This window comes from Burkholderia sp. LAS2 (genome assembly GCF_018417615.1).
Lineage (GTDB): Bacteria > Pseudomonadota > Gammaproteobacteria > Burkholderiales > Burkholderiaceae > Burkholderia > Burkholderia sola.
This window is the reverse complement of the sequence record NZ_CP071054.1, coordinates 814742-835740: the sequence shown is the minus strand read 5'-3', so window position 1 is coordinate 835740 and position 20999 is coordinate 814742. Positions and strand designations below refer to the sequence as shown.

At 67.6% G+C, this 20999-nt stretch carries 15 protein-coding genes and 1 pseudogene; 10 read left to right on the top strand and 6 right to left on the bottom strand.

Going from position 1 to position 20999, the window contains the following annotated elements:
• Positions 1-524: 524 nt before the first annotated feature.
• From JYG37_RS32910 to JYG37_RS32875, 8 genes are all read left to right on the top strand, one after another.
• On the top strand, positions 525-4289 hold the full coding sequence (locus JYG37_RS32910; RefSeq protein ID WP_089490302.1) for a nitrate reductase subunit alpha: 3765 nt from the start codon (positions 525-527) through the stop codon (positions 4287-4289).
• On the top strand, positions 4286-5821 hold the full coding sequence (gene narH, locus JYG37_RS32905; protein WP_089490303.1) for a nitrate reductase subunit beta: 1536 nt from the start codon (positions 4286-4288) through the stop codon (positions 5819-5821). The genes JYG37_RS32910 and narH overlap by 4 nt, the downstream gene beginning before the upstream one ends.
• Positions 5818-6519, top strand: a complete 702-nt coding sequence (gene narJ, locus JYG37_RS32900) for a nitrate reductase molybdenum cofactor assembly chaperone (protein ID WP_050014163.1) — start codon at positions 5818-5820, stop codon at positions 6517-6519. The genes narH and narJ overlap by 4 nt, the downstream gene beginning before the upstream one ends.
• A gap of 24 nt (positions 6520-6543) precedes the next feature.
• Complete coding sequence (gene narI / locus JYG37_RS32895; protein ID WP_050014164.1) at positions 6544-7227, top strand: respiratory nitrate reductase subunit gamma; 684 nt, start codon at positions 6544-6546, stop codon at positions 7225-7227.
• A gap of 12 nt (positions 7228-7239) precedes the next feature.
• On the top strand, positions 7240-8028 hold the full coding sequence (locus tag JYG37_RS32890) for a peptidylprolyl isomerase (protein ID WP_050014165.1): 789 nt from the start codon (positions 7240-7242) through the stop codon (positions 8026-8028).
• A gap of 15 nt (positions 8029-8043) precedes the next feature.
• A complete protein-coding gene (locus JYG37_RS32885; RefSeq protein WP_050014166.1) occupies positions 8044-9312 on the top strand; it encodes an MFS transporter in 1269 nt (422 codons plus the stop codon).
• A gap of 129 nt (positions 9313-9441) precedes the next feature.
• The gene (locus JYG37_RS32880) at positions 9442-11178 is read left to right on the top strand and encodes a site-specific integrase (protein ID WP_050014167.1); all 1737 of its coding nucleotides are present in this window, start codon (positions 9442-9444) and stop codon (positions 11176-11178) included.
• A gap of 221 nt (positions 11179-11399) precedes the next feature.
• A complete protein-coding gene (locus tag JYG37_RS32875) occupies positions 11400-12320 on the top strand; it encodes a hypothetical protein (protein WP_176016246.1) in 921 nt (306 codons plus the stop codon).
• Positions 12321-12350: 30 nt separating this feature from the next.
• On the opposite strand, the pseudogene JYG37_RS32870 reads toward JYG37_RS32875, so the two are convergent.
• Positions 12351-12707: pseudogene (locus tag JYG37_RS32870) on the bottom strand (ABC transporter substrate-binding protein); the annotation flags it as partial.
• Positions 12708-13227: 520 nt separating this feature from the next.
• Here JYG37_RS32870 and JYG37_RS32865 point away from each other — a divergent pair.
• The gene (locus tag JYG37_RS32865) at positions 13228-14652 is read left to right on the top strand and encodes an aminotransferase-like domain-containing protein (protein WP_089490305.1); all 1425 of its coding nucleotides are present in this window, start codon (positions 13228-13230) and stop codon (positions 14650-14652) included.
• 179 nt (positions 14653-14831) lie between these two features.
• Here JYG37_RS32865 and moaD read toward each other — a convergent pair whose 3' ends face one another.
• From moaD to fdhD, 5 genes are all read right to left on the bottom strand, one after another.
• The gene (gene moaD, locus JYG37_RS32860) at positions 14832-15089 is read right to left on the bottom strand and encodes a molybdopterin converting factor subunit 1 (RefSeq protein ID WP_050014048.1); all 258 of its coding nucleotides are present in this window, start codon (positions 15087-15089) and stop codon (positions 14832-14834) included.
• 51 nt (positions 15090-15140) lie between these two features.
• Entirely contained in the window at positions 15141-15713 is a 573-nt protein-coding gene (locus JYG37_RS32855) for a molybdenum cofactor biosynthesis protein MoaE (RefSeq protein ID WP_050014047.1), read from the bottom strand.
• Between the two features lie 47 nt (positions 15714-15760).
• On the bottom strand, positions 15761-16885 hold the full coding sequence (gene moaA, locus JYG37_RS32850; protein WP_050014046.1) for a GTP 3',8-cyclase MoaA: 1125 nt from the start codon (positions 16883-16885) through the stop codon (positions 15761-15763).
• A 217-nt stretch (positions 16886-17102) separates the two neighbouring features.
• Positions 17103-18317 carry a molybdopterin molybdotransferase MoeA gene (locus tag JYG37_RS32845; protein WP_213346733.1) on the bottom strand — a complete coding sequence of 405 codons (1215 nt, stop codon included), beginning with the start codon at positions 18315-18317 and terminating at the stop codon, positions 17103-17105.
• Positions 18314-19174, bottom strand: coding sequence for a formate dehydrogenase accessory sulfurtransferase FdhD (gene fdhD, locus JYG37_RS32840; protein WP_050014044.1), 861 nt, complete (start codon positions 19172-19174; stop codon positions 18314-18316). Before fdhD ends, JYG37_RS32845 begins: the two co-directional genes overlap by 4 nt.
• Positions 19175-19596: 422 nt before the next feature.
• On the opposite strand from fdhD, the gene JYG37_RS32835 reads away from it, so the two are divergent.
• Positions 19597-20997 carry a cytochrome ubiquinol oxidase subunit I gene (locus tag JYG37_RS32835; RefSeq protein ID WP_050014043.1) on the top strand — a complete coding sequence of 467 codons (1401 nt, stop codon included), beginning with the start codon at positions 19597-19599 and terminating at the stop codon, positions 20995-20997.
• Positions 20998-20999: the final 2 nt, after the last annotated feature.

Genomic DNA, 20999 nt, shown 5'->3' with positions numbered 1-20999 from the left:
TCGGCGGGACGTAGGTGCGGGCGTGGGCGGCGGGCAGGGCGGCGCACCCGATCGCTGCTGCGACACAGGCAGTGAAAAGGCGTGATGTCATGAAAATGCGGTTCTTATTGGTGGCGATGTCATTGGCCGACGGCCGGTAAAACGGTCGAACGCATTGCGCGGTCTTCCATGAACGGCCCGCTGCCGGCCGGCGATTCCGCATGACACCGTCGTTCGTTCAATGCCATTCGATGCGGTTGAGTCCGATGTCCCGATTCAACGGAAAACGAACCGGCAGGACGCGGCACTGCCGTGCGAAGCATAGCAGGCGACACTATCAGTCCCTATTTCTGGACGTTGCAGCTCGATGAACGATGTCGTGATTTGTATCAAGTTGTGATACGTCTATCCGAAAGACAATTCATCCGAGCCGGACGAAAAGGATGCAGAAGGCGGACTGATTCCAATCCGACCGTCCCTTACAACCAGCATTTCCCCTCCTTAAATAATCAGGGTCTGCCAAAGACCGGAAAAACGAGATCCCCATGAGCCATTTCCTGGATAGATTGCGTTATTTCTCCACCACGAGGCCACGCTTTTCAGACGGGCACGGCGCCGTCACCGACGAAGACCGCAAGTGGGAAGACGGTTACCGGATGCGCTGGCAGCACGACAAGATCGTGCGCTCGACCCACGGCGTGAATTGCACGGGTTCCTGCTCGTGGAAGGTCTATGTGAAAGGCGGGATCGTCACCTGGGAAACCCAGCAGACCGACTATCCGCGCACGCGTCCCGACATGCCGAACCACGAGCCGCGCGGCTGTTCGCGCGGCGCGTCGTACTCGTGGTACCTGTACAGCGCGAACCGCCTGAAGCATCCGATGGTGCGCAGCGCGCTCGTGAAGCTGTGGCGCGAACGCCGCCGCACGCTCGCGCCCGTCGACGCATGGCGCTCGATCGTCGACGACGATGAAGCACGGCGCTCGTACCAGAGCCGGCGCGGGCTCGGCGGCTTCGTGCGCGCGAGCTGGGACGAGGTCAACGAGATCGTTGCGGCCGCAAACGTCTACACGGTGGCGCGCTACGGTCCCGATCGCGTGGTCGGCTTCTCGCCGATTCCGGCGATGTCGATGGTGTCGTACGCAGCGGGCTCGCGCTACCTGTCGCTGATCGGCGGCGTGTGCCTGAGCTTCTACGACTGGTATTGCGACCTGCCGCCCGCGTCGCCGCAGACCTGGGGCGAGCAGACCGACGTGCCGGAATCGGCCGACTGGTACAACTCCACGTTCATCATGATGTGGGGCTCCAATGTCCCGCAGACGCGCACGCCCGACGCGCACTTCCTCGTCGAGGCGCGCTATCGCGGCACCAAGGTCGTGTCGGTGTTTCCCGACTACTCGGAAGGCGCGAAGTTCGGCGACCTGTGGCTGCACCCGAAGCAGGGCACCGACGCGGCGCTCGCGCTCGCGATGGGCCACGTGATCCTGAAGGAATTTCATCTTGCAGGGAAGAGCGATTATTTCGCCGACTACTGCAAGCGCTACACCGACATGCCGTGCCTCGTGCGGCTCGTGCCGCACGGCGACGGCTACGTGCCCGAGCGCCTCGTGCGCGCATCCGACTTCGACGACGCGCTCGACGAAGCCGCGCATCCGCAGTGGAAGACCGTGATGATCGACGACGCGAACGGCGAGTTCGTCGTGCCGGTCGGCTCGATCGGCTTCCGCTGGGGTCAACAGGCGGACGCCGACAAGGGCAAGTGGAACCTGCGCGGCGAGACGTCGAAGGGCGCGGTGCTGTCGCCGCGGTTGTCGTGCACGGCCGCGCACGACGACGTGGTCGACGTGCTGTTCCCGTATTTCGGCAACCAGCCGCACGCGCACTTCAACTCGACGCAGCATGCGTCCGTGCTGTCGCGCCGGATCGGCGTGCGGCGCATCGCGACGCGCAACGGCGACATGCTGGTCGCGACCGTCTATGACCTGTTCGTCGCGAACTACGGGCTCGACCAGGGGCTCGGCGGGCGCGACGTGGCCGCGAGCTACGACGACGATCTGCCGTATACGCCGGCGTGGCAGGAAGCGATCACCGGCGTGAAGCGCGCGGACGTGATCTCGGTCGCGCGGCAGTTCGCGGAGAACGCGCACAAGACGCAGGGCAAGTCGATGGTGATCATCGGCGCGGGGATCAACCACTGGTTCCACATGGACATGTCGTACCGCGCGATCATCAACATGTTGATCATGTGCGGCTGCATCGGCAAGCCCGGCGGCGGCTGGTCGCACTACGTGGGCCAGGAGAAGCTGCGGCCGCAGACGGGGTGGACCGCGCTCGCATTTGCGCTCGACTGGAACCGCCCGCCGCGCCAGATGAATGCGACGTCGTTCTTCTACGCACATACCGACCAGTGGCGCTACGACCCGATGGATCCGGCCGCGCTGCTGTCGCCGCTTGCGGACAAGTCGCGGTTCCACGGCGCGCCGATCGACTACAACGTGCGCGCGGAGCGGATGGGCTGGCTGCCGTCCGCGCCGCAGCTGTCGGTGAATCCACTGAAGGTCGGCGCGAGCCTGGGCGACCCGTCGCAGGCGGGTGCGGACGTCGCGCGGCAGTTGCAGGCCGGCGCGCTGCGGATGGCGTGCGAGGACCCGGACGCACCGGACAACTTCCCGCGCAACCTGTTCGTATGGCGCTCGAACCTGCTCGGCTCGTCGGGCAAAGGCCACGAGTACTTCCTGAAGCACCTGCTCGGCACCACTCACGGCGTGCAGGGCGAGGACCTCGGCGCGACCGGCGGCCGGCGTCCCGAGGAGGTGACGTGGCACGACGAAGCGCCGCGCGGCAAGCTCGATCTGCTCGTGACGCTCGACTTCCGCATGTCGACGACCTGCATGTACTCGGATGTCGTGCTGCCGACCGCGACGTGGTACGAGAAGGACGACATGAACACGTCCGACATGCACCCGTTCATCCATCCGTTGTCGGCGGCGGTCGATCCCGCGTGGGAATCGAAGAGCGACTGGGAGATCTTCAAGGGGATCGCGAAGCGCTTCTCCGAGCTGTGCGACGGGCATCTCGGCGTCGAGCGCGACGTCGTGCTCGCGCCGATCGCGCACGATACGCCGGGCGAACTCGCGCAACCGTTCGACGTGCAGGACTGGAAGCGCGACGAATGCGAACCGGTGCCGGGCCGCACGATGCCGGCGGTGGTCGCGGTCGAACGCGACTATCCGAACACGTATGCGCGCTTCACGTCGCTCGGCCCGCTGATGGACAAGCTCGGCAACGCCGGAAAGGGCATCGGCTGGGATGCGAAAGACGAAGTGAAGCTGCTCGGCGAACTGAACTACAAGGTCGCTCACGGCGCCGCGCAAGGGCGCCCGCGGATCGACACCGCACTCGATGCGGCCGAGGTGATCCTCGCGCTCGCACCTGAAACCAACGGCGAAGTGGCGGTGAAGGCATGGTGCGCGCTGTCCGGCATCACCGGCATCGATCACACGCACCTGGCCGCCGCGCGCGCGGACGAGAAGATTCGTTTCCGCGACATCCAGGCGCAACCGCGCAAGATCATTTCATCGCCGACGTGGAGCGGGATCGAATCCGAGCACGTGTCGTACAACGCCGGCTACGTGAACGTGCATGAACTCGTGCCGTGGCGCACGATGAGCGGCCGCCAGCAGCTCTATCAGGATCACGCGTGGATGCGTGCATTCGGCGAATCGCTGTGCGCGTACAAGCCGCCGGTCGATACGGGCAGCTACGAACACATGGTCGGCACGCGCTCGAACGGCAACCCCGAACGTGTGCTGAACTTCCTGACGCCGCATCAGAAGTGGGGCATCCACAGCACGTACACGGACAACCTGCTGATGCTGACGCTGTCGCGCGGCGGGCCGATCGTGTGGATGTCGGAGGACGACGCGAAGGCGATCGGCGCGGTCGATAACGACTGGATCGAGTGCTACAACGCGAACGGCGCATTGTGCGCGCGGGCGGTGGTGAGCCAGCGGATTCCGTCCGGGATGGTGATGATGTATCACGCGCAGGAGAAGATCGTGAATACGCCGGGCTCCGAGATCACCGGCACGCGCGGCGGCATCCACAACTCGGTCACGCGCATCGCGCTGAAGCCGACCCATATGATCGGCGGCTACGCGCAGCTCGCGTACGGGTTCAACTACTACGGCACGGTCGGCTCGAATCGCGACGAATTCCTGATCGTGCGCAGGATGAACAGGGTCGACTGGCTCGACGGCGAAGAAGCCGCGACCGATACGTCGAACGTCCGCACCGGAGAAACGTCATGAAGATACGCGCACAGATCGCGATGGTGCTGAACCTCGACAAGTGCATCGGGTGCCATACGTGCTCGGTGACCTGCAAGAACGTGTGGACGAGCCGCGAAGGGATGGAATACGCGTGGTTCAACAACGTCGAGACGAAACCGGGCATCGGCTATCCGAAGGACTGGGAGAACCAGGACCGCTGGCGTGGCGGGTGGCAGCGGCGCGCGGACGGCAGGATCGAGCCGCGACTCGGCGGCAAGTGGCGGTTGCTCGCGCAGATCTTCGCGAACCCGCATTTGCCCGAGATCGACGACTACTACGAGCCGTTCACGTTCGACTACGCGCATCTTCAGGAAGCCGGCAACACGCGTGCGATGCCGGTCGCGCGGCCGCGCTCGCTGATCAGCGGCCAGCGACTCGAGAAGATCGAGTGGGGGCCGAACTGGGAGGAAATTCTCGGCGGCGAATTCGAGAAGCGCGCGAAGGACACCAACTTCGAGAACGTGCAGAAGGACATCTACGGGCAGTTCGAGAACACCTTCATGATGTACCTGCCGCGCCTGTGCGAGCACTGCCTGAACCCCGCGTGCGTCGCGGCGTGCCCGTCGGGCTCGATCTACAAGCGCGAGGAAGACGGCATCGTGCTGATCGACCAGGACAAGTGCCGCGGCTGGCGCATGTGCGTGTCCGGCTGCCCGTACAAGAAGATCTACTACAACTGGCAGAGCGGCAAGGCCGAGAAGTGCATCTTCTGCTATCCGCGTATCGAGGCCGGCCAGCCGACCGTGTGTTCGGAAACCTGCGTGGGCCGCATTCGCTATCTTGGCGTGCTGCTGTACGACGCGGACCGGATCAGCGAGGCGGCCAGCGCGGAGAACGAGAAGGATCTGTACGAAGCGCAACTGTCGCTGTTCCTCGATCCGGAAGACCCGGCCGTGATCGCGCAGGCGGAGCGCGACGGCGTGCCGGCCGCGTGGATCGACGCCGCGCGGCGTTCGCCGACCTACAAGATGGCAATCGACTGGAAGATCGCGTTCCCGCTTCATCCGGAATACCGGACGCTGCCGATGGTCTGGTACGTGCCGCCGCTGTCGCCGATCAACGCGGCCGCCAACAGTGGCGATCTCGGCATGAACGGCTACCTGCCGGACGTCGAATCGCTGCGCATTCCGCTGCGCTATCTGGCGAACCTGCTGACGGCCGGCGACGAAGCGCCCGTGAAGCTCGCGCTCGAACGGCTGCTCGCGATGCGCGCGTTCATGCGCGCGCGCCACGTCGACGGCATCGACGCGCGCGCCGTGCTCGACCAGGTCGGGCTGTCGCTCGCGCAGGTCGAGGAGATGTACCGCTATCTCGCGATCGCGAACTACGAGGATCGCTTCGTGATCCCGACCACACATCGCGAGTATGCGGAGAACGCGTACGACCTGCGCGCGTCGTGCGGCTTCTCGTTCGGCAACGGCTGTTCGGACGGCCGGTCGTCGGCGAGCCTGTTCAGCGCGAAGAAGGAGAAGGGCACACGGACCATTCCGATCCGCGAGGTCTCCCGATGAGCACCGCACCCGATCCGACCTATGCGGCGTTCGCCGCGCTGCTCGACTATCCGGACGACGCGCTCGTCGACGTGCTCGATTCGGTCGAAACGCACCTGCGCGAAGCGGCGCGTTTGCCGAGGACGGTACGCGCCGGGCTCGACCGGTTCTTTGCGTACATGCGCGAGCGCGACCTGCTGACGCTGCAGGAGAACTACGTCGCGCTGTTCGATCGCGGCCGCGCGACGTCGCTGCACCTGTTCGAGCACGTGCACGGCGAATCGCGCGACCGCGGACAGGCGATGGTCGACCTGCTGCAGATGTACGAGCGGCACGGGCTGTTCCTGAACCCGGGCGAACTGCCCGACTATCTGCCCGTGTTCCTCGAATACCTGTCGCGGCTGCCGGCGCCCGATGCGCGCAGCCTGCTCGCTGAAACCGGCGAGATACTGCGCGCGGTGGCCGGCCAGCTCGCGCAGCGCGGCAGTCATTACAGCTTCGTCGTCGGCGCGCTGTTGCCGATGGCGGGCCTCGCACCGGTCGACGCACCGGCCGCCGCGGACGACGACGTCGCCGCCGAGCGGCCGAGCGCCGACGACTACCGCGCGCTCGACGCGTCGTATGCGGACGAAGCCGTGCGCTTCGTCGGCGCTGCAACACCGGCGACCGCGGAGCAGACGGTGCGGTTCCACGACAAGCGGCCGGCCCGCGGCGCGTAAGCGCGGGCCCAACTGGGGAAACACATGAACGCTTACCTGCATCAGTTCCTGTTCGGGATCTACCCGTACATCTGTCTCGCGGTGCTGCTGGTCGGCAGTCTGATCCGCTTCGACCGCGAGCAGTACACGTGGAAAAGCGATTCGTCGCAGCTGCTGCGCCACGGGATGCTGCGGCTCGGCAGCAACCTGTTTCACTGGGGCGTGCTGGTCGTCGTGCTCGGGCACTTCGCGGGCTTCCTGGCGCCGCACTGGCTCGTGTCGCCGTTCCTGTCGGCGTCCGGGCACCAGTTGGTCGCGATGGTGGCGGGCGGCGCGGCCGGCGTCGCGTCGATCGTCGGGCTGACGATCCTGATCTGGCGCCGCCTGGGCGATGCGCGCATCCGCAAGAACAGCCGCACGTCCGACATCGTGATCGTGCTGATGCTGTGGGCGCAGCTCGCGCTCGGGCTCGGCACGGTCGTACTGTCGACGCGCCACATGGACGGCGTGATGTTCGAGCAACTCACCGACTACGTGAAGGGCGTCGTCACGTTCCGCCCGGACATCGCGAGCCTGCTCGTCGGCGTGCCGCTCACGTACCGGCTGCACATCCTGCTCGGCTTCACGATCTTCCTCGTGTCGCCGTTCACGCGGATGGTGCACATCTGGAGCGGGATCGCGTCGATCGCGTACCTGATCCGTCCGTACCAGCTCGTACGCAAGCGCTGAGGAGGAAAAAGCATGAACGAGGTTCTTTCCGAAGTCGCGACGATGCCGCTGATCGTCAACGGCATCGAGATCGACGCTGCGTCGATCTCGGCGGAAGCCGAGCACTACCACGATGCAGCCGATCCGCTCGACGCGGCGCGGCGCACGCTCGCGGTGCGCGAGCTGCTGCGGCAGCGCGCGGTGTCGCTGGCGCTGCTCGACGAAGGCGCGCCGCTCGACGACGCGGCCGTCGACGCGCTGCTCGAACGCGAACTCACGCACGTGCCCGAACCCGATCGCGCGGCTTGCGAGCGTTATTACGCGCAGCACCCGGCGCGCTTTCGCCGCGACGACATCGTCCATGCGAGCCACGTGCTGTTCGCGATGACGGACCGCGTGCCGCTCGCGCCGCTGCGGCAGCGCGCGGAACAGGTGCTCGCCGACGTGGTGGCCGCGCCCGATACGTTCGAAGCGGTCGCGCGCGCGTCGTCGAACTGCCCGTCGGCGGAAGTCGGCGGCAGCCTCGGGCAACTGCTGCGCGGCGACACGGTGCCGGAATTCGAGGCCGCGCTGTTCGATACCGACGGCACCGGCGTGCTGCCCAAACTCGTCAACACGCGCTTCGGCTTCCACATCGTGCGCATCGAGCGCCGCGTGCCGGGCGACACGGTGCCGTTCGACGAAGCCGCCGACCAGATCGCCGCGTACCTCGCGGCGCGCGTGCGGCGGCAGGCGATCCGGCAGTACGTGGCGATTCTCGCGGGCGGCGCACGCGTCGAAGGCGTCGAATTCGACGGTGCGAACGGGCCGCTGGTTCAATGAAACGGGGTTTGGCGTATGGCAACTCAACAAGGTAATGCCGGGCGGGTGGTGAACGCACCGGCCGTTCCGCTGCGTGCGTGGTCGGTGCTGGCCGCGAGCACGCTCGCGTTCATGGTGTGTTTCGTCGTGTGGATGATGTTCGGCGTGCTCGGCGTGCAGTTGCGCACCGATCTCGGGCTGAACAGCACGGAGTTCGGGCTGCTCACGTCGACGCCGGTGCTGACCGGCGCGCTGATGCGCTTGCCGCTCGGCACGTGGACCGACCGCTTCGGCGGTCGCATCGTGATGACGGTGCTGCTCGTCGTGTGCGCGGTGCCCGTCTACGTCGTCAGCTACGCGACGCAGCTGTGGCAGTTCCTGCTGATCGGGCTGTTCCTCGGCTGCGTCGGCGCGTCGTTCGCGGTCGGCACGCCGTATGTCGCGCGGTTTTTCCCGCCGCAGCGACGCGGGCTCGCGATGGGCGTGTTCGGCGCGGGCACGTGCGGCGCGGCCGTCAACCTGTTCGTCACGCCGCTGCTGCTCGACGCGTATGGCTGGCGTTTCGTGCCGCGCATCTATGCGGTCGCGCTGCTCGTCACCGCGCTGATCTTCTGGTTCGCGTCGGCGCCCGATCCAGGGGCGGGCAAGCGCGGCGGATCGATGCTCGATTCGTTCAAGGTGCTGCGCGACCCGCGCGTGTGGCGGCTCTGCCAGTACTATTCGATCACGTTCGGCGGCTTCACCGCGCTGTCGCTGTGGATTCCGCAGTACCTGAAGAGCGAATACGGGATGTCGCTGGTGATGGCGTCCGCGTTCGCTGCCGGCTTCTCGCTGCCGGGCTCCGTGCTGCGCGCGCTCGGCGGCGCGCTGTCCGACCGCTTCGGCGCGCACGCGGTCACGTGGTGGGGGCTGTGGGTCGCGTGGATCGCGCTGTTCCTGCTGTCGTACCCGGCGACCGATTTCGTGATTCACACGATCGACGGCACCGCGACGCTGAACGTCGCGATGCCGGTGGCCGGCTTCGTCGCGCTGACCTTCGTGCTCGGCGCGGTGTTCGCGCTCGGGATGGCGTCGACCTTCAAGTACGTCGCCGACGATTTCGCGGACAACATGGGCGTCGTGACTGGCATCGTCGGGCTCGCGGGCGGGCTCGGCGGCTTCCTGCTGCCGATCCTGTTCGGCATGCTGCTCGACCTGCTGCGCGTGCGCACGACGTGCTTCATGTTCCTGTACGGAATCGTGTGGGTGTCGCTGATCCTCATTTACCTGTCGGAAGTGCGGCGCACACCCGTCGTCACGGGCTGACCGCCTTTCGATCGATCCGATGCGCCGGTGCGATGCCCGAGGGGGCCCGGGTCGCGCCAGCGCATCGTCCCGTTCGGAAGGGCGCGCGCGACGTATCCGGCCGCGCGCGCTTCTGTCAAACTGGCGCCCATGAAACCGCGCCTCGCTTCATCGCATTCCGCCGATTCCGCGCCTGCGCCCGCAGGCTTTCCCGACGCCGACGAACTGGCCGCGCTGCGCGCGTGGTACGCGGGCATGACCGTGCGTCAGGCCGTCGAACGCTACCTGCCCGACCGGCTCGGCGCGGGGCGCTCGGCGCGCGGCGTGATCGGCGCGATCCGCCGTCGCCTCGTGCGCGTCGCGCGGCAGGTTGGCCGCCCCGATCTCGCGGAACGGCTCGGCCATGCGGACGGTGAGCGTTTGCGGGAGGCGAAAGCGGCCACCGACGCGATCGCCCAACTGCGCCATGCACGCGCGCCGGCACCGCAGATCAGCGACGACGTCGGCCTGTGGCTGCCGGCGCGCGCGGTCGTGGCACTGCGTGCGCACGGGATCGCGACGCTCGCCGACCTGACGGTGCGGATTCCGCGCCGGCGCCAGTGGTGGCGGGCGATCGCGGGCCTCGGCATGGCCAGTGCGCGGCGCATCGACGCGTTCTTCGCCGCGCATCCGGACCTGACCGAACGGGCGCGCGCGCTGATCGCCGCGACGCCGCGCGGCAGCATCGTGCCGTGGGAACACCTGAAGCTGCCGCACGAAGTCGACGGCTCGGCCGGCACGTTCCGCGCGCCGCGCGCGACCAGCACGCTCGATGCGGACAACGATTACGCGGCCGTGCACGCGTGGCTGTCGCTGCACGAATCGGCCGCGACGCGGCGCGCGTACCGGAAGGAAGCCGAGCGGCTGATCCTGTGGGCGATCGTCGAGCGCGGCCGCGCGCTGTCGTCGCTGACGACCGAGGACGCGCTCGCGTATCGCGCGTTCATCCGGCGGCCGACGCCGCACGAGCGCTGGGTCGGGCCCGTGCGGCCGCGCGGCGCGCCCGACTGGCGGCCGTTCTCGGGCGCGCTGTCCGCGCGCTCGGCGGCGTACACGCTGTCGGTGCTCGGTGCGCTGTTCCGCTGGCTGATCGAGCAGCGCTACCTGCTCGCGAATCCGTTCGCGGGCGTGAAGGTGCGCGACACGCGCGGCGCGACCGCGCTCGATACGTCGCACGCGTTCACCGAAGGCGAGTGGCTGCTGGTCCGCACGATCGCCGACGGGCTCGAGTTCGGCCAGCGCGCGGGCGACGGTGCGCCGCAGTCGGGCTGGACGCCGGCCGCCGCGCAACGGCTGCGTTTCATTCTCGATTTCGGCTATGCGACCGGGCTGCGCGCGAGCGAACTGGTCGGCGCGACGCTCGGCGACATCGAGACGGACGCGCACGGCGACGCGTGGCTGAAGGTGATCGGCAAGGGCAGCAAGGCCGCGCGCGTCGCGCTGCCGCCGCTCGCGCGCACGGCGCTCGACCGCTATCTGGTCGCGCGCCGGTTGCCGGTCACGCCGGCGCGCTGGCGGCCCGATACGCCGCTGATTCCGAGCCTCGCGGAAGACGACGCGGCCGCCATCACGAGCGTGCGGCTGTGGAAGGTGATGCAGCGTTTCTTCGCGCAGACGGCCGTTGCGGTCGAAGCCGACCACCCGGCGCTCGCGCACAAGCTGCGCCAGGCGAGCCCGCACTGGATGCGCCATACGCATGCGACGCACGCGCTGGCGCGCGGCGCGGAGCTGACGACGGTGCGCGACAACCTGCGGCATGCGTCGATCTCGACGACGTCGATCTATCTGCATGGCGACGACGTGAAGCGGGCGCGGCAGATGTCGAGCGCGTTCGGCATCGACAAATGAGTGGAACGGCGCGGCATCGGCGCCGGTCAGACGGTGTTCCGATCCCGGGGGTTCGTATGGCGTCGAGCCAGCGCACGGTCGATTTCATCGTCGAGCAGATCGCGGCGGCCGGTACGGTATCGGCCCGCAAGATGTTCGGCGAATACGGCGCCGCGCCACGCGGCGGGCGGGCGTATTCTGTGACACATGCACGCGACCATCGTGCGCCAGGGAGTACCAACATGGAGACATCCGCATTGACGCGCGGCACGCGCCCGGCGCGCCGCGTATGGCATGTGCTCGTCGTGAGCCTGTGTGTCGGCTGGAGCGCGCTGTCGTTCGGCGCGGAAGGCGCGAGCGGCGCGGCCGCGCTGCTCGACCGCTACCGCAGCCTCGGGCCCCAGCTGAAGGACAACGCGTTTCACCGGCCCGTGGTGCTCGAATCGTCGGAAGCATCGTCGTCGCTGAAGGGCGACATCTATGCGGTCGTCGATTATCCGTTCGCGGCCGTGAACGGCCAGCTCAACGATCCCGCGCAAGGCCCCGCGAACTGGTGCGCGGTGCTGATCCTGCACCTGAACACCAAGTACTGTCATGCGTCGAGCGGCGGCAACGGCCCGGTGCTCGACGTGAACCTCGGCCGCAAGATCGAGCAAAAGCTGTCGGACACCTATCGCGTGCAGTTCCGCTATCGCGTGGCGGCCGCGACGCCCGATTATTTCCAGGTCGACCTGACCGCCGACAGCGGCCCGATGGGCACGAAGGATTACCGGATCGCGCTCGAGGCCGTGCCGGTCGGCGCGTCGCGCACGTTCCTGCACCTCACGTATTCGTACGGTTTCGGCACGGTCGGACGGATGGCGATGAAAACCTACCTCGCGACGGTCGGCAGCGACAAGGTCGGGTTCACGACCGTCGGCGCCGCGCCGGCCGGGCAGCCCCAGTACGTCGGCGGCGTGCGCGGGCTGCTGGAGCGCAACACGATGCGCTACTACCTTGCGATCGACACGTATCTCGCGACGCTCGACAAGCCGATCGACCAGCGCCTCGCGCGCTGGTTCGACGCGACCGAGCAGTATCCGCAGCAACTGCACGAAGTGGAGCGGGGCGCGTATCTGCAGATGAAAGCGCAGGAGGTGCAGCGGCAGCAGGCGGCGCGATGACGCCGCCTGCCGCCTGCTGCTCGGTGTCGATCAGTTCGACGCGCCGCCGACCGTGCGAATGCTGTGCCACTGCCCCTGTTCGACGCGGAACAGCGTGTAGGGCGGCTTGATCAGGTCGCCGCGCTCGTCGAACGAGATCTTGCCGGTCACGCCGGTGACCGACACGCCGGGCAGGCTCGCGACGATCTTGCCGCGATCGGGCGAGTCGGCCTTGCGAACCGCCGCGATCATCGCGAGCGCGGCGTCGTACGCGAACGGCGCATACAGCTCGACGTCCTGGTTGAAGCGCGCCTTGTAGTGCTTGTCGCGCTGCGCGAACGCGACGGCCGACGGCAGCTTGTCGAGCGCGGGGCCTGGCTCCAGATCCTGCGTGCCTTCGCCCGCGTGTCGACCGCGCGGAACTCGGGCCCGGCGTGCGCATCAATCTGGCACGTGCGGCTACGCGCGGCTACGTGTTCGATCGTGGACCGCATCGTGTGGCTCTCCCAACGAAAGCCCTGCAGTAGTGCCCCCCCAATTGCCTCGCCGGTACGGCGGCGTCCAGGCCGATCCGGCCGCCTCGTGCCGGCCAACCGACCGTCCGGCCATTTCATAAGACGTACAGTTTTCCCGTGATGCGCGATTCCGGCGGAACTGTACTCTTGTTCGCGCGTTCGATGTGTGTACCCGCCGCAAACTGTTCTTCTCTTAAGATCAAACCATCAAGTGCACAGTGCCGCAGATCCAGTTGATCCGGAACCCTGGCGGCGCATCTTCAAGAGAGAGCCAGCGCGATGGAAAAGGCAAAACCGGAGGGGAAGATCAGGAATCACGACGGCCCGGTCGGCGGGCGAAACACGAGCAACACGCGCGTATCGGACGCACACGGCGGGGCGGCGCGGCCGCGCGCGTCGGCGGGAGACGCACGATGAAACTCTATGAAAAACTCGCGGACGATATCGAGCGCCTGATCCGCCAGGGCGTGTACCGGCATGGCGACCGGATTCCGTCGGTGCGGCAGGCGAGCCAGCAGCACCGGATCAGCATCACGACGGTGCTGCATGCGTATCTGCTGCTGGAAAGCCGCGGGCTGCTCGAAAGCCGGCCGCAGTCCGGCTATTTCGTGAACCTGCGGCGCGACGACGGGCACGCGCCGGTGCGCGAACTGCGGCCGTCGAAGCCGATCGCGATCTCGTCGTCGGTCGACGTGAGCCGGCTCGTGCTGTCGACGCTGCGCTCGATCGGCACGGACGACGCGGTGCCGCTCGGCTCGCCGTATCCGGACCCGAGCCTGTTCCCGTTCGAGAAACTGAACCGCTACGCGTATGCGGCCGGCCGCGACAAGTCGCTGTGGGGCGTGACCGACGGGCTGCCGCCCGGCCATCCGCGACTGATCCGGCAGATCGCGCGCCGCTACCTGGAGAACGGGATGTCGGTGGACCCGAACGAGATCATCGTGACGGTCGGCGCGACGGAGGCGATCAACCTGTGCCTGCAGGCGGTCGCGAAACCGGGCGACACGATCGCGGTGGAATCGCCGACGTTCTACGCGATGCTGCACGCGATCGAGCGGATGGGGATGAAGGCGATCGAGGTGGCCACGCATCCGGAATACGGGATCGACATCGCGGCGCTGGCCGCGATCGCGAAGTCGCAGCCGATCGCCGCGTGCATGGTGATGCCGAACTTCCAGAATCCGCTGGGTTTCCAGATGCCGGACGAGCGCAAGCGCGAACTGGTTGAGTTCGCAACGAAGGCCGGCATGCCGATCATCGAGAACGGCGTATACAACGAACTGTATTTCGGCGATACGCATCCGAGTTCATTGAAATCCTACGACCGGACCGGGATCGTGCTGCATTGCTCGTCGTTCTCGAAGAGCCTGACGGCCGCGTACCGGATCGGCTGGGCGCTGCCGGGCCGTTATCGCGATCAGGTCGAGAAGCTGAAGTTCCTGAATACGCTCGCGACGCCGTCGTTGCCGCAACTGGCGATCGCGGAGTTTCTCGAGCGCGACGGCTACGAACATCACCTGCGGCGAATTCGCAAGGCGTATGCGCAGCAGGCGAACCTGATGCGCGCGATGGTGTCGCGGTTCTTTCCGGAAGGCACGCGCATGTCGAGCCCGGCGGGCGGGTACGTGCTGTGGGTCGAGTTGCCGGCGCAGGTCGATGCGATGCGGTTGTACCAGCTTGCGCTGGAGCAGGGGATCACGATCGGCCCGGGCTACATGTTTTCGATCACGGACAACTACCGGAACTTCATCCGGTTGAACTACAGCAGCCCGTGGTCGCCGGAGATCGAGCAGGCGGTGATCACGGTCGGGAAGCTGGCCGTGGCGTGCATGCGGTGAAGGGGCGCGGGCGGTACGTTGTGTTTCGATGACAAAGCCGGCCTCGTGCCGGCTTTGTTTTTGGTTCTTCGTGGCGCTTTGGCGCACTTCGTTACCCACTCATGCTGCTTCCGTTACGCGCTCGATGCATCGAGCGCGGCGAAACGACTGTGTGCAAGCGCACACCCCCGCGCGTCGCGTCATCCCCCCGTCACCGGCGGAAAGAACGCGACCTCGCTATCCTCCCGCACGACGAAGTCCCCGGTCACCATTTCGAGGTTCACGGCCGCCCGCACGGGGCGGTCCATCCGCAGCGCGTCCGCGCTGCGCGCGTCGCGGGCGGCCAGCGTGCCGCGTAGCGCGTCGACGGTGAGTTCGCGGGCATCGATCTCGACGGCTTCTTCATCGATTGCCAGTTGTTCGCGAATGCTTGCGAAGTATTTGATCGTCAGTTTCATTGGATTGTCTTCAGAAGGAACAGCGGAATCGGAGACACGAAGCGAACGCAATCACCCCCAGCGTCGCATCGCCTGGTCGTCGTGCGCCTTTGCCTCGACCCACCCGGATTCCCCGTCGTGCCGAATCTCCTTCTTCCAGAACGGCGCATGGGTCTTCAGGAAATCCATCAGGAATTCGCACGCATCGAACGCGGACGCGCGATGCGCGGCGGCCACCACGACCAGGACGACCGGCTGGCCGAGCGGAATGCGGCCGACGCGGTGCACGATCCTGACCGCTTCGAGCCGCCAGCGCGCGCTCGCTTCCTCGACGATGCTCCACAGCGCCTGTTCGGTCATCGTCGGGTAATGCTCGACTTCCAGTGCGACGACGTCGTCGACATCGCCTTCCTTGCGCACCACCCCAAGAAAATTCACGACCGCACCGACATTCGGATTGCGAACGATCGGTGCGAGCTCCGCGCCCGCGTCGATCGGCGCATGCTGCACGCGTACTTCGAAGCCGGCGGCAATCGCGGGCGCCGATTCGGGCTGAGTGCCGGCCGCATCGACGGGCGGCGCGGGGTTGCCGGCATGCAGCGGATCGTCCGGCAGCCCGGCGCGGGATTCGGTGAAAGTCGTCATGACAGGTTCTCCAGTAGGCGGCGCATCCGGTGTCGCGCGGCGGCCCTTCAGCCGCCGACGAGCGACATGCGCACGGTCGGATAGGTCTTGCCCGGCGCGCGGGCCGGCCGTGCGGCCCGGCGCTCGGAATAGCGGTCGTCGCGCCGCGTCCAGCGTTCGCGCACGGCGGTGGCGAGGTCGGCGATCGACGCCGCATCGTCGAGCCACGGCCGCAGGTCGGCACCCTGCGTCGCGAACAGGCACGTATAAAGCTGGCCGTCGGCCGACACGCGGGCGCGCGAGCACGTGCCGCAGAACGGATGCGACACGCTCGCGATGAAGCCGACTTCGCCTGCTCCATCGATGTGCGCGCAACGAATCGCGGTGGCGTCGTGCCCCGGCTCGCCGACGAGCACGAGCGGATAGTGCGCGTCGATCAGTTCGCGCATCCGCGCGGCCGGCACGACCTTGTCGCCGGACCAGAAGCTGGCGCCGCCGACGTCCATGTATTCGATGAAACGCACGGCCACGCCCGTGTGCCGGAAGTGCCGCACGAGCGGCAGGATCTGGTCGTCGTTCACGCCGCGCTCGATCACCGCGTTGACCTTGACCGGCGCGAGCCCGGCCGCGTGCGCGGCCTCGATGCCGGCCAGCACGCGCGACACCGGCACGTCGGCGTCGCTCATCCGGCGGAACACAGTGTCGTCGACCGCATCGAGGCTCACGGTCACGCGCGACAGCCCCGCGTCGCGCAGCGTGCGCGCCTTCGCGGCGAGCAGCGAGCCGTTGGTCGTCAGTGCGATTTCGACGGGCTTGCCGTCGACGGTCGTCAGCGCGGCGAGCCGTTCGATCAGCGCTTCGAGGTGACGGCGCAGCAGCGGCTCGCCGCCCGTGATGCGGATCTTCTCGACGCCGAGCGATGTGAACGCGCGGGCGATCTTTTCCAGTTGCGCGAACGACAAGCGCTCGGACGACGGCATGAACGCGTAGTCGGCGCCGAAGCTTTCGCGCGGCATGCAGTAGCCGCAGCGGAAATTGCACTGGTCGATGACGGACAGGCGCAGGTCGCGCAGCGGACGGCCGAGCGTGTCGGACGGGCGGAGGAAAGCACCGGGCGATGCGTCGCCGGATGAAACGGCGGCGGCCGGCGCGGCGGAAACGATGGCATTCACGATCGGGTCGTCGGCCTGCATGTAGTAAGCGGAGGGGCGTCGCCGCTCGGCCGTGCGTGTGCCGACGTATCGGCGCACAGGTCGTGACGAGCCTCATCGTGAGCATAGTCCGCCGGGTTGGGCCGGCAGAGACACAATCGCGCCCGAATCGCAGGAATACAGTTCGCCGCCCGGGACGCGCGACAGGCGCGGCGAGTGAGGCGAACGCGCCGTATCGGGTGGAGAGTCGACTTCACGCTCATGCGAGCCAGCGCGCGAATTCGTAGTACGGAACCGCGTCGCCGCGCGCGATGGTGCGCCCGGCCGGCAGCCGCGCGAGCCCGCTTGCCTGCACCAGCGACTGCAGCGTGCCGGCGCCTTGCTGACGCAGCGTATCGAGCACGGGCGCACCGTTTGCGTCCACCGTACAGCGCACGCGCACGAAGCGCTCGCGCTGCGCATCCGGCTCGAAGCCGGTGTCGATCGGCAGCGACGGCACGACCGGCACGCACGCGTCGCGACCCTGCAGGCGGCGGATCAGCGGCGCGACGAACAGTGCGAACGTCGTCATCGCGGCGCCCGGATTGCCGGGCAGCAGCACGACGGGCCGCGTATCGAGCCGTGCGAGCGCGACCGGCTTGCCGGGCTTCATGCGCACGCCGGCGACGACGAACGACGCGCCGAGCGCGGCCAGCGTGGGGCGCAGCAGGTCCTTGTCGCCGACCGACGCGCCGCCGACGCAGATCACGAGGTCGCACTGCGCGTGCAGGTCGCGCAGCGCCCGATCGACGGCGGCCGCCGTATCGGCCGCGTGCACGCTCATCGCGACGTCGGCGCCGGTTCCCGCGACCAGCGCGGCGAGCATCGGCGCATTGCTGTTGTAGATCTGCTGCGGCGCGCGCGGCTCGCCGCACGCGACCAGCTCGTCGCCGGTCGTCAGGATGCCGACGCGCAACGCCGCGCGCACGTCGATCCGCGCGAACCCCTGCGCGGCGGCCACGCCGACGTGCATCGCGCCCATTCGCACGCCGGCCGGCACGAGCAGCTCGCCGGCACGCACTTCCTCGCCGCGGCGGCGAATGTGCGACCCGCTGCGCTGGGGCACGTCGAACGTGACACCGCCGTCCTGTTCGTGCGCATGCTCCTGCATCACGACGGTGTCGGCGCCGGGCGGAATCAGGCTGCCGGTGAAGAGGCGCGCAGCCGTGCGCGGCGCGAGCGGCGCCGGCGTATCGCCTGCATAGCAGCGCTGCGCGACACGCAGCGGCTCGCCGTGCGCGAGGTCCGCATGACGCACGGCGTAGCCGTCCATCGCGCTATGGTCGGCGGGCGGCTGGTCGAGCACGGCCGTCAGCGGCGCGGCCAGCACGTGGCCGGCCGCTTGCGCGATCGGCACGGACCGGGTGCGATCGAGCGGCGCGAACGCACCGGCGAATTGCTGCTGCGCGGTATCGAAATCGGACAGGTGCTTCATGACGAATGGGCCGGGTGCGCCGGTGAGTTGAAGGAAGCGACCGCGGGCGACACGTATTCGACGAAGCCGTCGTTGCGGCAGAAACCGAGCAGCCGCACGCCGGCTTCGCGGGCGACGTCGATCGCGAGCGCCGTCGGCGCCGAGATCGTCGCGATCATCGGGATGCCGACCCGCGCGGCCTTGCGCACCAGTTCGTAGCTCGCGCGGCTCGACAGGAACACGAAACCCGCGTGCAGGTCGGCGCGGCGGCGCGCGCGCTGCCCGATCAGCTTGTCGAGTGCGTTGTGGCGGCCGACGTCCTCGCACACGTCGAGCACGGCGCCGTTGTTATCGCACCACGCGGCCGCATGGATGCCGCCGGTCTCGCGCATCAGCGTCTGCCGCGCCGGCAACGCACGCGCGGCGCGCGCGATCGCGTCGCCGCCGATGCCCGCGGCCGTGCCGGCGGCTGCGATACGCGGCGGGTGCAGGTCGAGCTGCGCGATGCTTTCGATGCCGCACACGCCGCAGCCGGTGCGGCCGGCCAGCGCGCGGCGGTGGGCCTTCAGCGCCATGAACGCCTGCTGCGACACGGTCAGCCGCACTTCGGCGCTGCCGGGCCGGCACTCGCTTTCGATGTCGAAGACGTCCGACGCGCGCTCGACGATGCCTTCGCTCAGTGCGAAACCGAGGCCGAACGCGTCGAGATCGATCGGCGTCGCCATCATGACCGTGTGCGAGATGCCGTTGAACACGAGCGCAACCGGGGTTTCGTCGACGACGCGATCGACGGTGTCGAGCGCGTCGCCGGCGCGATGGCGCGTCACCCGACACGCGGTGCTGCCGGTCGGATCGTCGCGGCGGATGCAGGACTCCATGCAGGTTTCTCCAGGGCGGGGCGGCCGGCGGGCCGGCCGGGCCCGGCGTGTGCGCCGAACCACGGGAATCGACGCCGCCGGGCGGGCGGCGAAGGGCGCGCGACCGCCGCTGGCAGGCGTTGGACAACATGTTAAGTGGAGTGAACAGTGCGCCCGGGATACAGCGCCGCCACACGAAAAGCAGTACAGCTGAGCGTCCCGTCGGCATGGTAACTATTTTCCGTGCACACATCTTCGGCGGTGCAAGCAGCACAGTTTCAGCGCACGTTCGATTGATTGCGAGTATCGTTGCAAACGCGATATCGTCGTTCACGCTTCGATGCCGTGCGAGCCGCCGTTCGGGTTCCATGTGTCGTCGCCAAGCCGTCGCGCGATTTCCTGCTTCGAGCGTACGTCCTCACAACCACGAGCAAATTACGGTCATGGAAATCTTCGATGCGTTCCATCTCGCCCGATTGCAATTCGCATTCACGGTGTCGTTCCACATCGTGTTCCCCGCGATCAGCATCGGCATGGCGAGCTTCCTGGCGGTGCTGGAATGGCGCTACCTCGTCACCGGCGACGCCGCCTACAAGTCCATGTTTCAGTTCTGGTCGAAGATCTTCGCGATCGGCTTCGGGATGGGCGTGGTCTCCGGCGTCGTGATGGCGTACGAGTTCGGCACCAACTGGTCCGGGTTCTCGCGCGTCGCGGGCAACATCACCGGGCCGCTGCTCACGTACGAAGTGCTGACGGCGTTCTTCCTCGAAGCCGGCTTCCTCGGCGTGATGCTGTTCGGCTGGCAGCGCGTGAGCCCACGTGCGCACTTCTTCGCGACGCTGATGGTCGCGGTCGGCACGCTGATCTCGACGTTCTGGATTCTCGCGTCGAACAGTTTCATGCAGACGCCGCAAGGCTACAAGATCGAGAACGGCCTCATCGTGCCGGTCGACTGGTTCAAGATCATCTTCAACCCGTCGTTTCCGTATCGTCTCGCGCACATGACGATCGCGGCGTTCATCGTCGCGGGCTTCATCGTCGCCGCCTGCGGTGCGTGGCACCTGCTGAAGGGGCGCCGCGACGAGCCGGTGAAGCGCAGCTTCTCGATGGCGCTGTGGATGCTGCTGGTGCTCGCGCCGATCCAGATCTTCGTCGGCGACGCACACGGGCTGAACACGCGCGAATACCAGCCGGCGAAGATCGCGGCGATCGAGGGGCTGTGGGAAACGGAGAAGGGCGGCACCGCGCTGAACCTCGTCGGGCTGCCCGACATGCAGGCCGAAACCACCCGCTATGCGATCCAGGTGCCGCACCTCGGCAGCCTGATCCTCACGCACAGCTGGGACGGCGAGATCCGCGGGCTGAAGGAATTCGCGCCGCAGGACCGCCCGTATTCGCCGATCATCTTCTGGACTTTCCGGATCATGGCCGGCCTCGGGATGCTGATGCTGCTGACCGCGCTGCTCGGGCTGCTGCTGAGAAAGGGCGGACGCCTGTACGAGACGCGCTGGTTCCAGTGGTTCGTGGTCGCGATGGGCCCGTCGGGCATCGTCGCGCTGCTGGCCGGCTGGATCACGACCGAGGTCGGGCGGCAGCCGTGGACCGTGTACGGCGTGCTGCGCACCGTCGATTCGGTCGCGCCGCTCACCGCGCAACAGGTCGGCGTGTCGCTGCTGATCTTCGTGGTCGTGTATTTCCTCGTATTCGGAACGGGTATCTACTACATGATGAAACTGATGAAGCGCGGGCCGGCTGCGCAGGCCGGCTACATCGAGCTGCACCGGCATCCGGGGCTGCGCAAGAGCGCGCTGTCCACGCCGCTGAACGTGACGGAGGCGGAGTAATC

What these genes read in the sequence shown, in the direction of transcription:
- moaA (WP_050014046.1), bottom strand. Translation starts at nt 16,885, where the DNA reads ATGCAGGCCGACGACCCGATCGTGAATGCCATCGTTTCCGCCGCGCCG.
- JYG37_RS32890 (WP_050014165.1), top strand. Translation starts at nt 7,240, where the DNA reads ATGAACGAGGTTCTTTCCGAAGTCGCGACGATGCCGCTGATCGTCAAC.
- JYG37_RS32845 (WP_213346733.1), bottom strand. Translation starts at nt 18,317, where the DNA reads ATGAAGCACCTGTCCGATTTCGATACCGCGCAGCAGCAATTCGCCGGT.
- JYG37_RS32885 (WP_050014166.1), top strand. Translation starts at nt 8,044, where the DNA reads ATGGCAACTCAACAAGGTAATGCCGGGCGGGTGGTGAACGCACCGGCC.
- narJ (WP_050014163.1), top strand. Translation starts at nt 5,818, where the DNA reads ATGAGCACCGCACCCGATCCGACCTATGCGGCGTTCGCCGCGCTGCTC.
- fdhD (WP_050014044.1), bottom strand. Translation starts at nt 19,174, where the DNA reads ATGGAGTCCTGCATCCGCCGCGACGATCCGACCGGCAGCACCGCGTGT.
- JYG37_RS32880 (WP_050014167.1), top strand. Translation starts at nt 9,442, where the DNA reads ATGAAACCGCGCCTCGCTTCATCGCATTCCGCCGATTCCGCGCCTGCG.
- JYG37_RS32910 (WP_089490302.1), top strand. Translation starts at nt 525, where the DNA reads ATGAGCCATTTCCTGGATAGATTGCGTTATTTCTCCACCACGAGGCCA.
- JYG37_RS32855 (WP_050014047.1), bottom strand. Translation starts at nt 15,713, where the DNA reads ATGACGACTTTCACCGAATCCCGCGCCGGGCTGCCGGACGATCCGCTG.
- JYG37_RS32865 (WP_089490305.1), top strand. Translation starts at nt 13,228, where the DNA reads ATGAAACTCTATGAAAAACTCGCGGACGATATCGAGCGCCTGATCCGC.
- narI (WP_050014164.1), top strand. Translation starts at nt 6,544, where the DNA reads ATGAACGCTTACCTGCATCAGTTCCTGTTCGGGATCTACCCGTACATC.
- moaD (WP_050014048.1), bottom strand. Translation starts at nt 15,089, where the DNA reads ATGAAACTGACGATCAAATACTTCGCAAGCATTCGCGAACAACTGGCA.
- JYG37_RS32835 (WP_050014043.1), top strand. Translation starts at nt 19,597, where the DNA reads ATGGAAATCTTCGATGCGTTCCATCTCGCCCGATTGCAATTCGCATTC.
- JYG37_RS32875 (WP_176016246.1), top strand. Translation starts at nt 11,400, where the DNA reads ATGGAGACATCCGCATTGACGCGCGGCACGCGCCCGGCGCGCCGCGTA.
- narH (WP_089490303.1), top strand. Translation starts at nt 4,286, where the DNA reads ATGAAGATACGCGCACAGATCGCGATGGTGCTGAACCTCGACAAGTGC.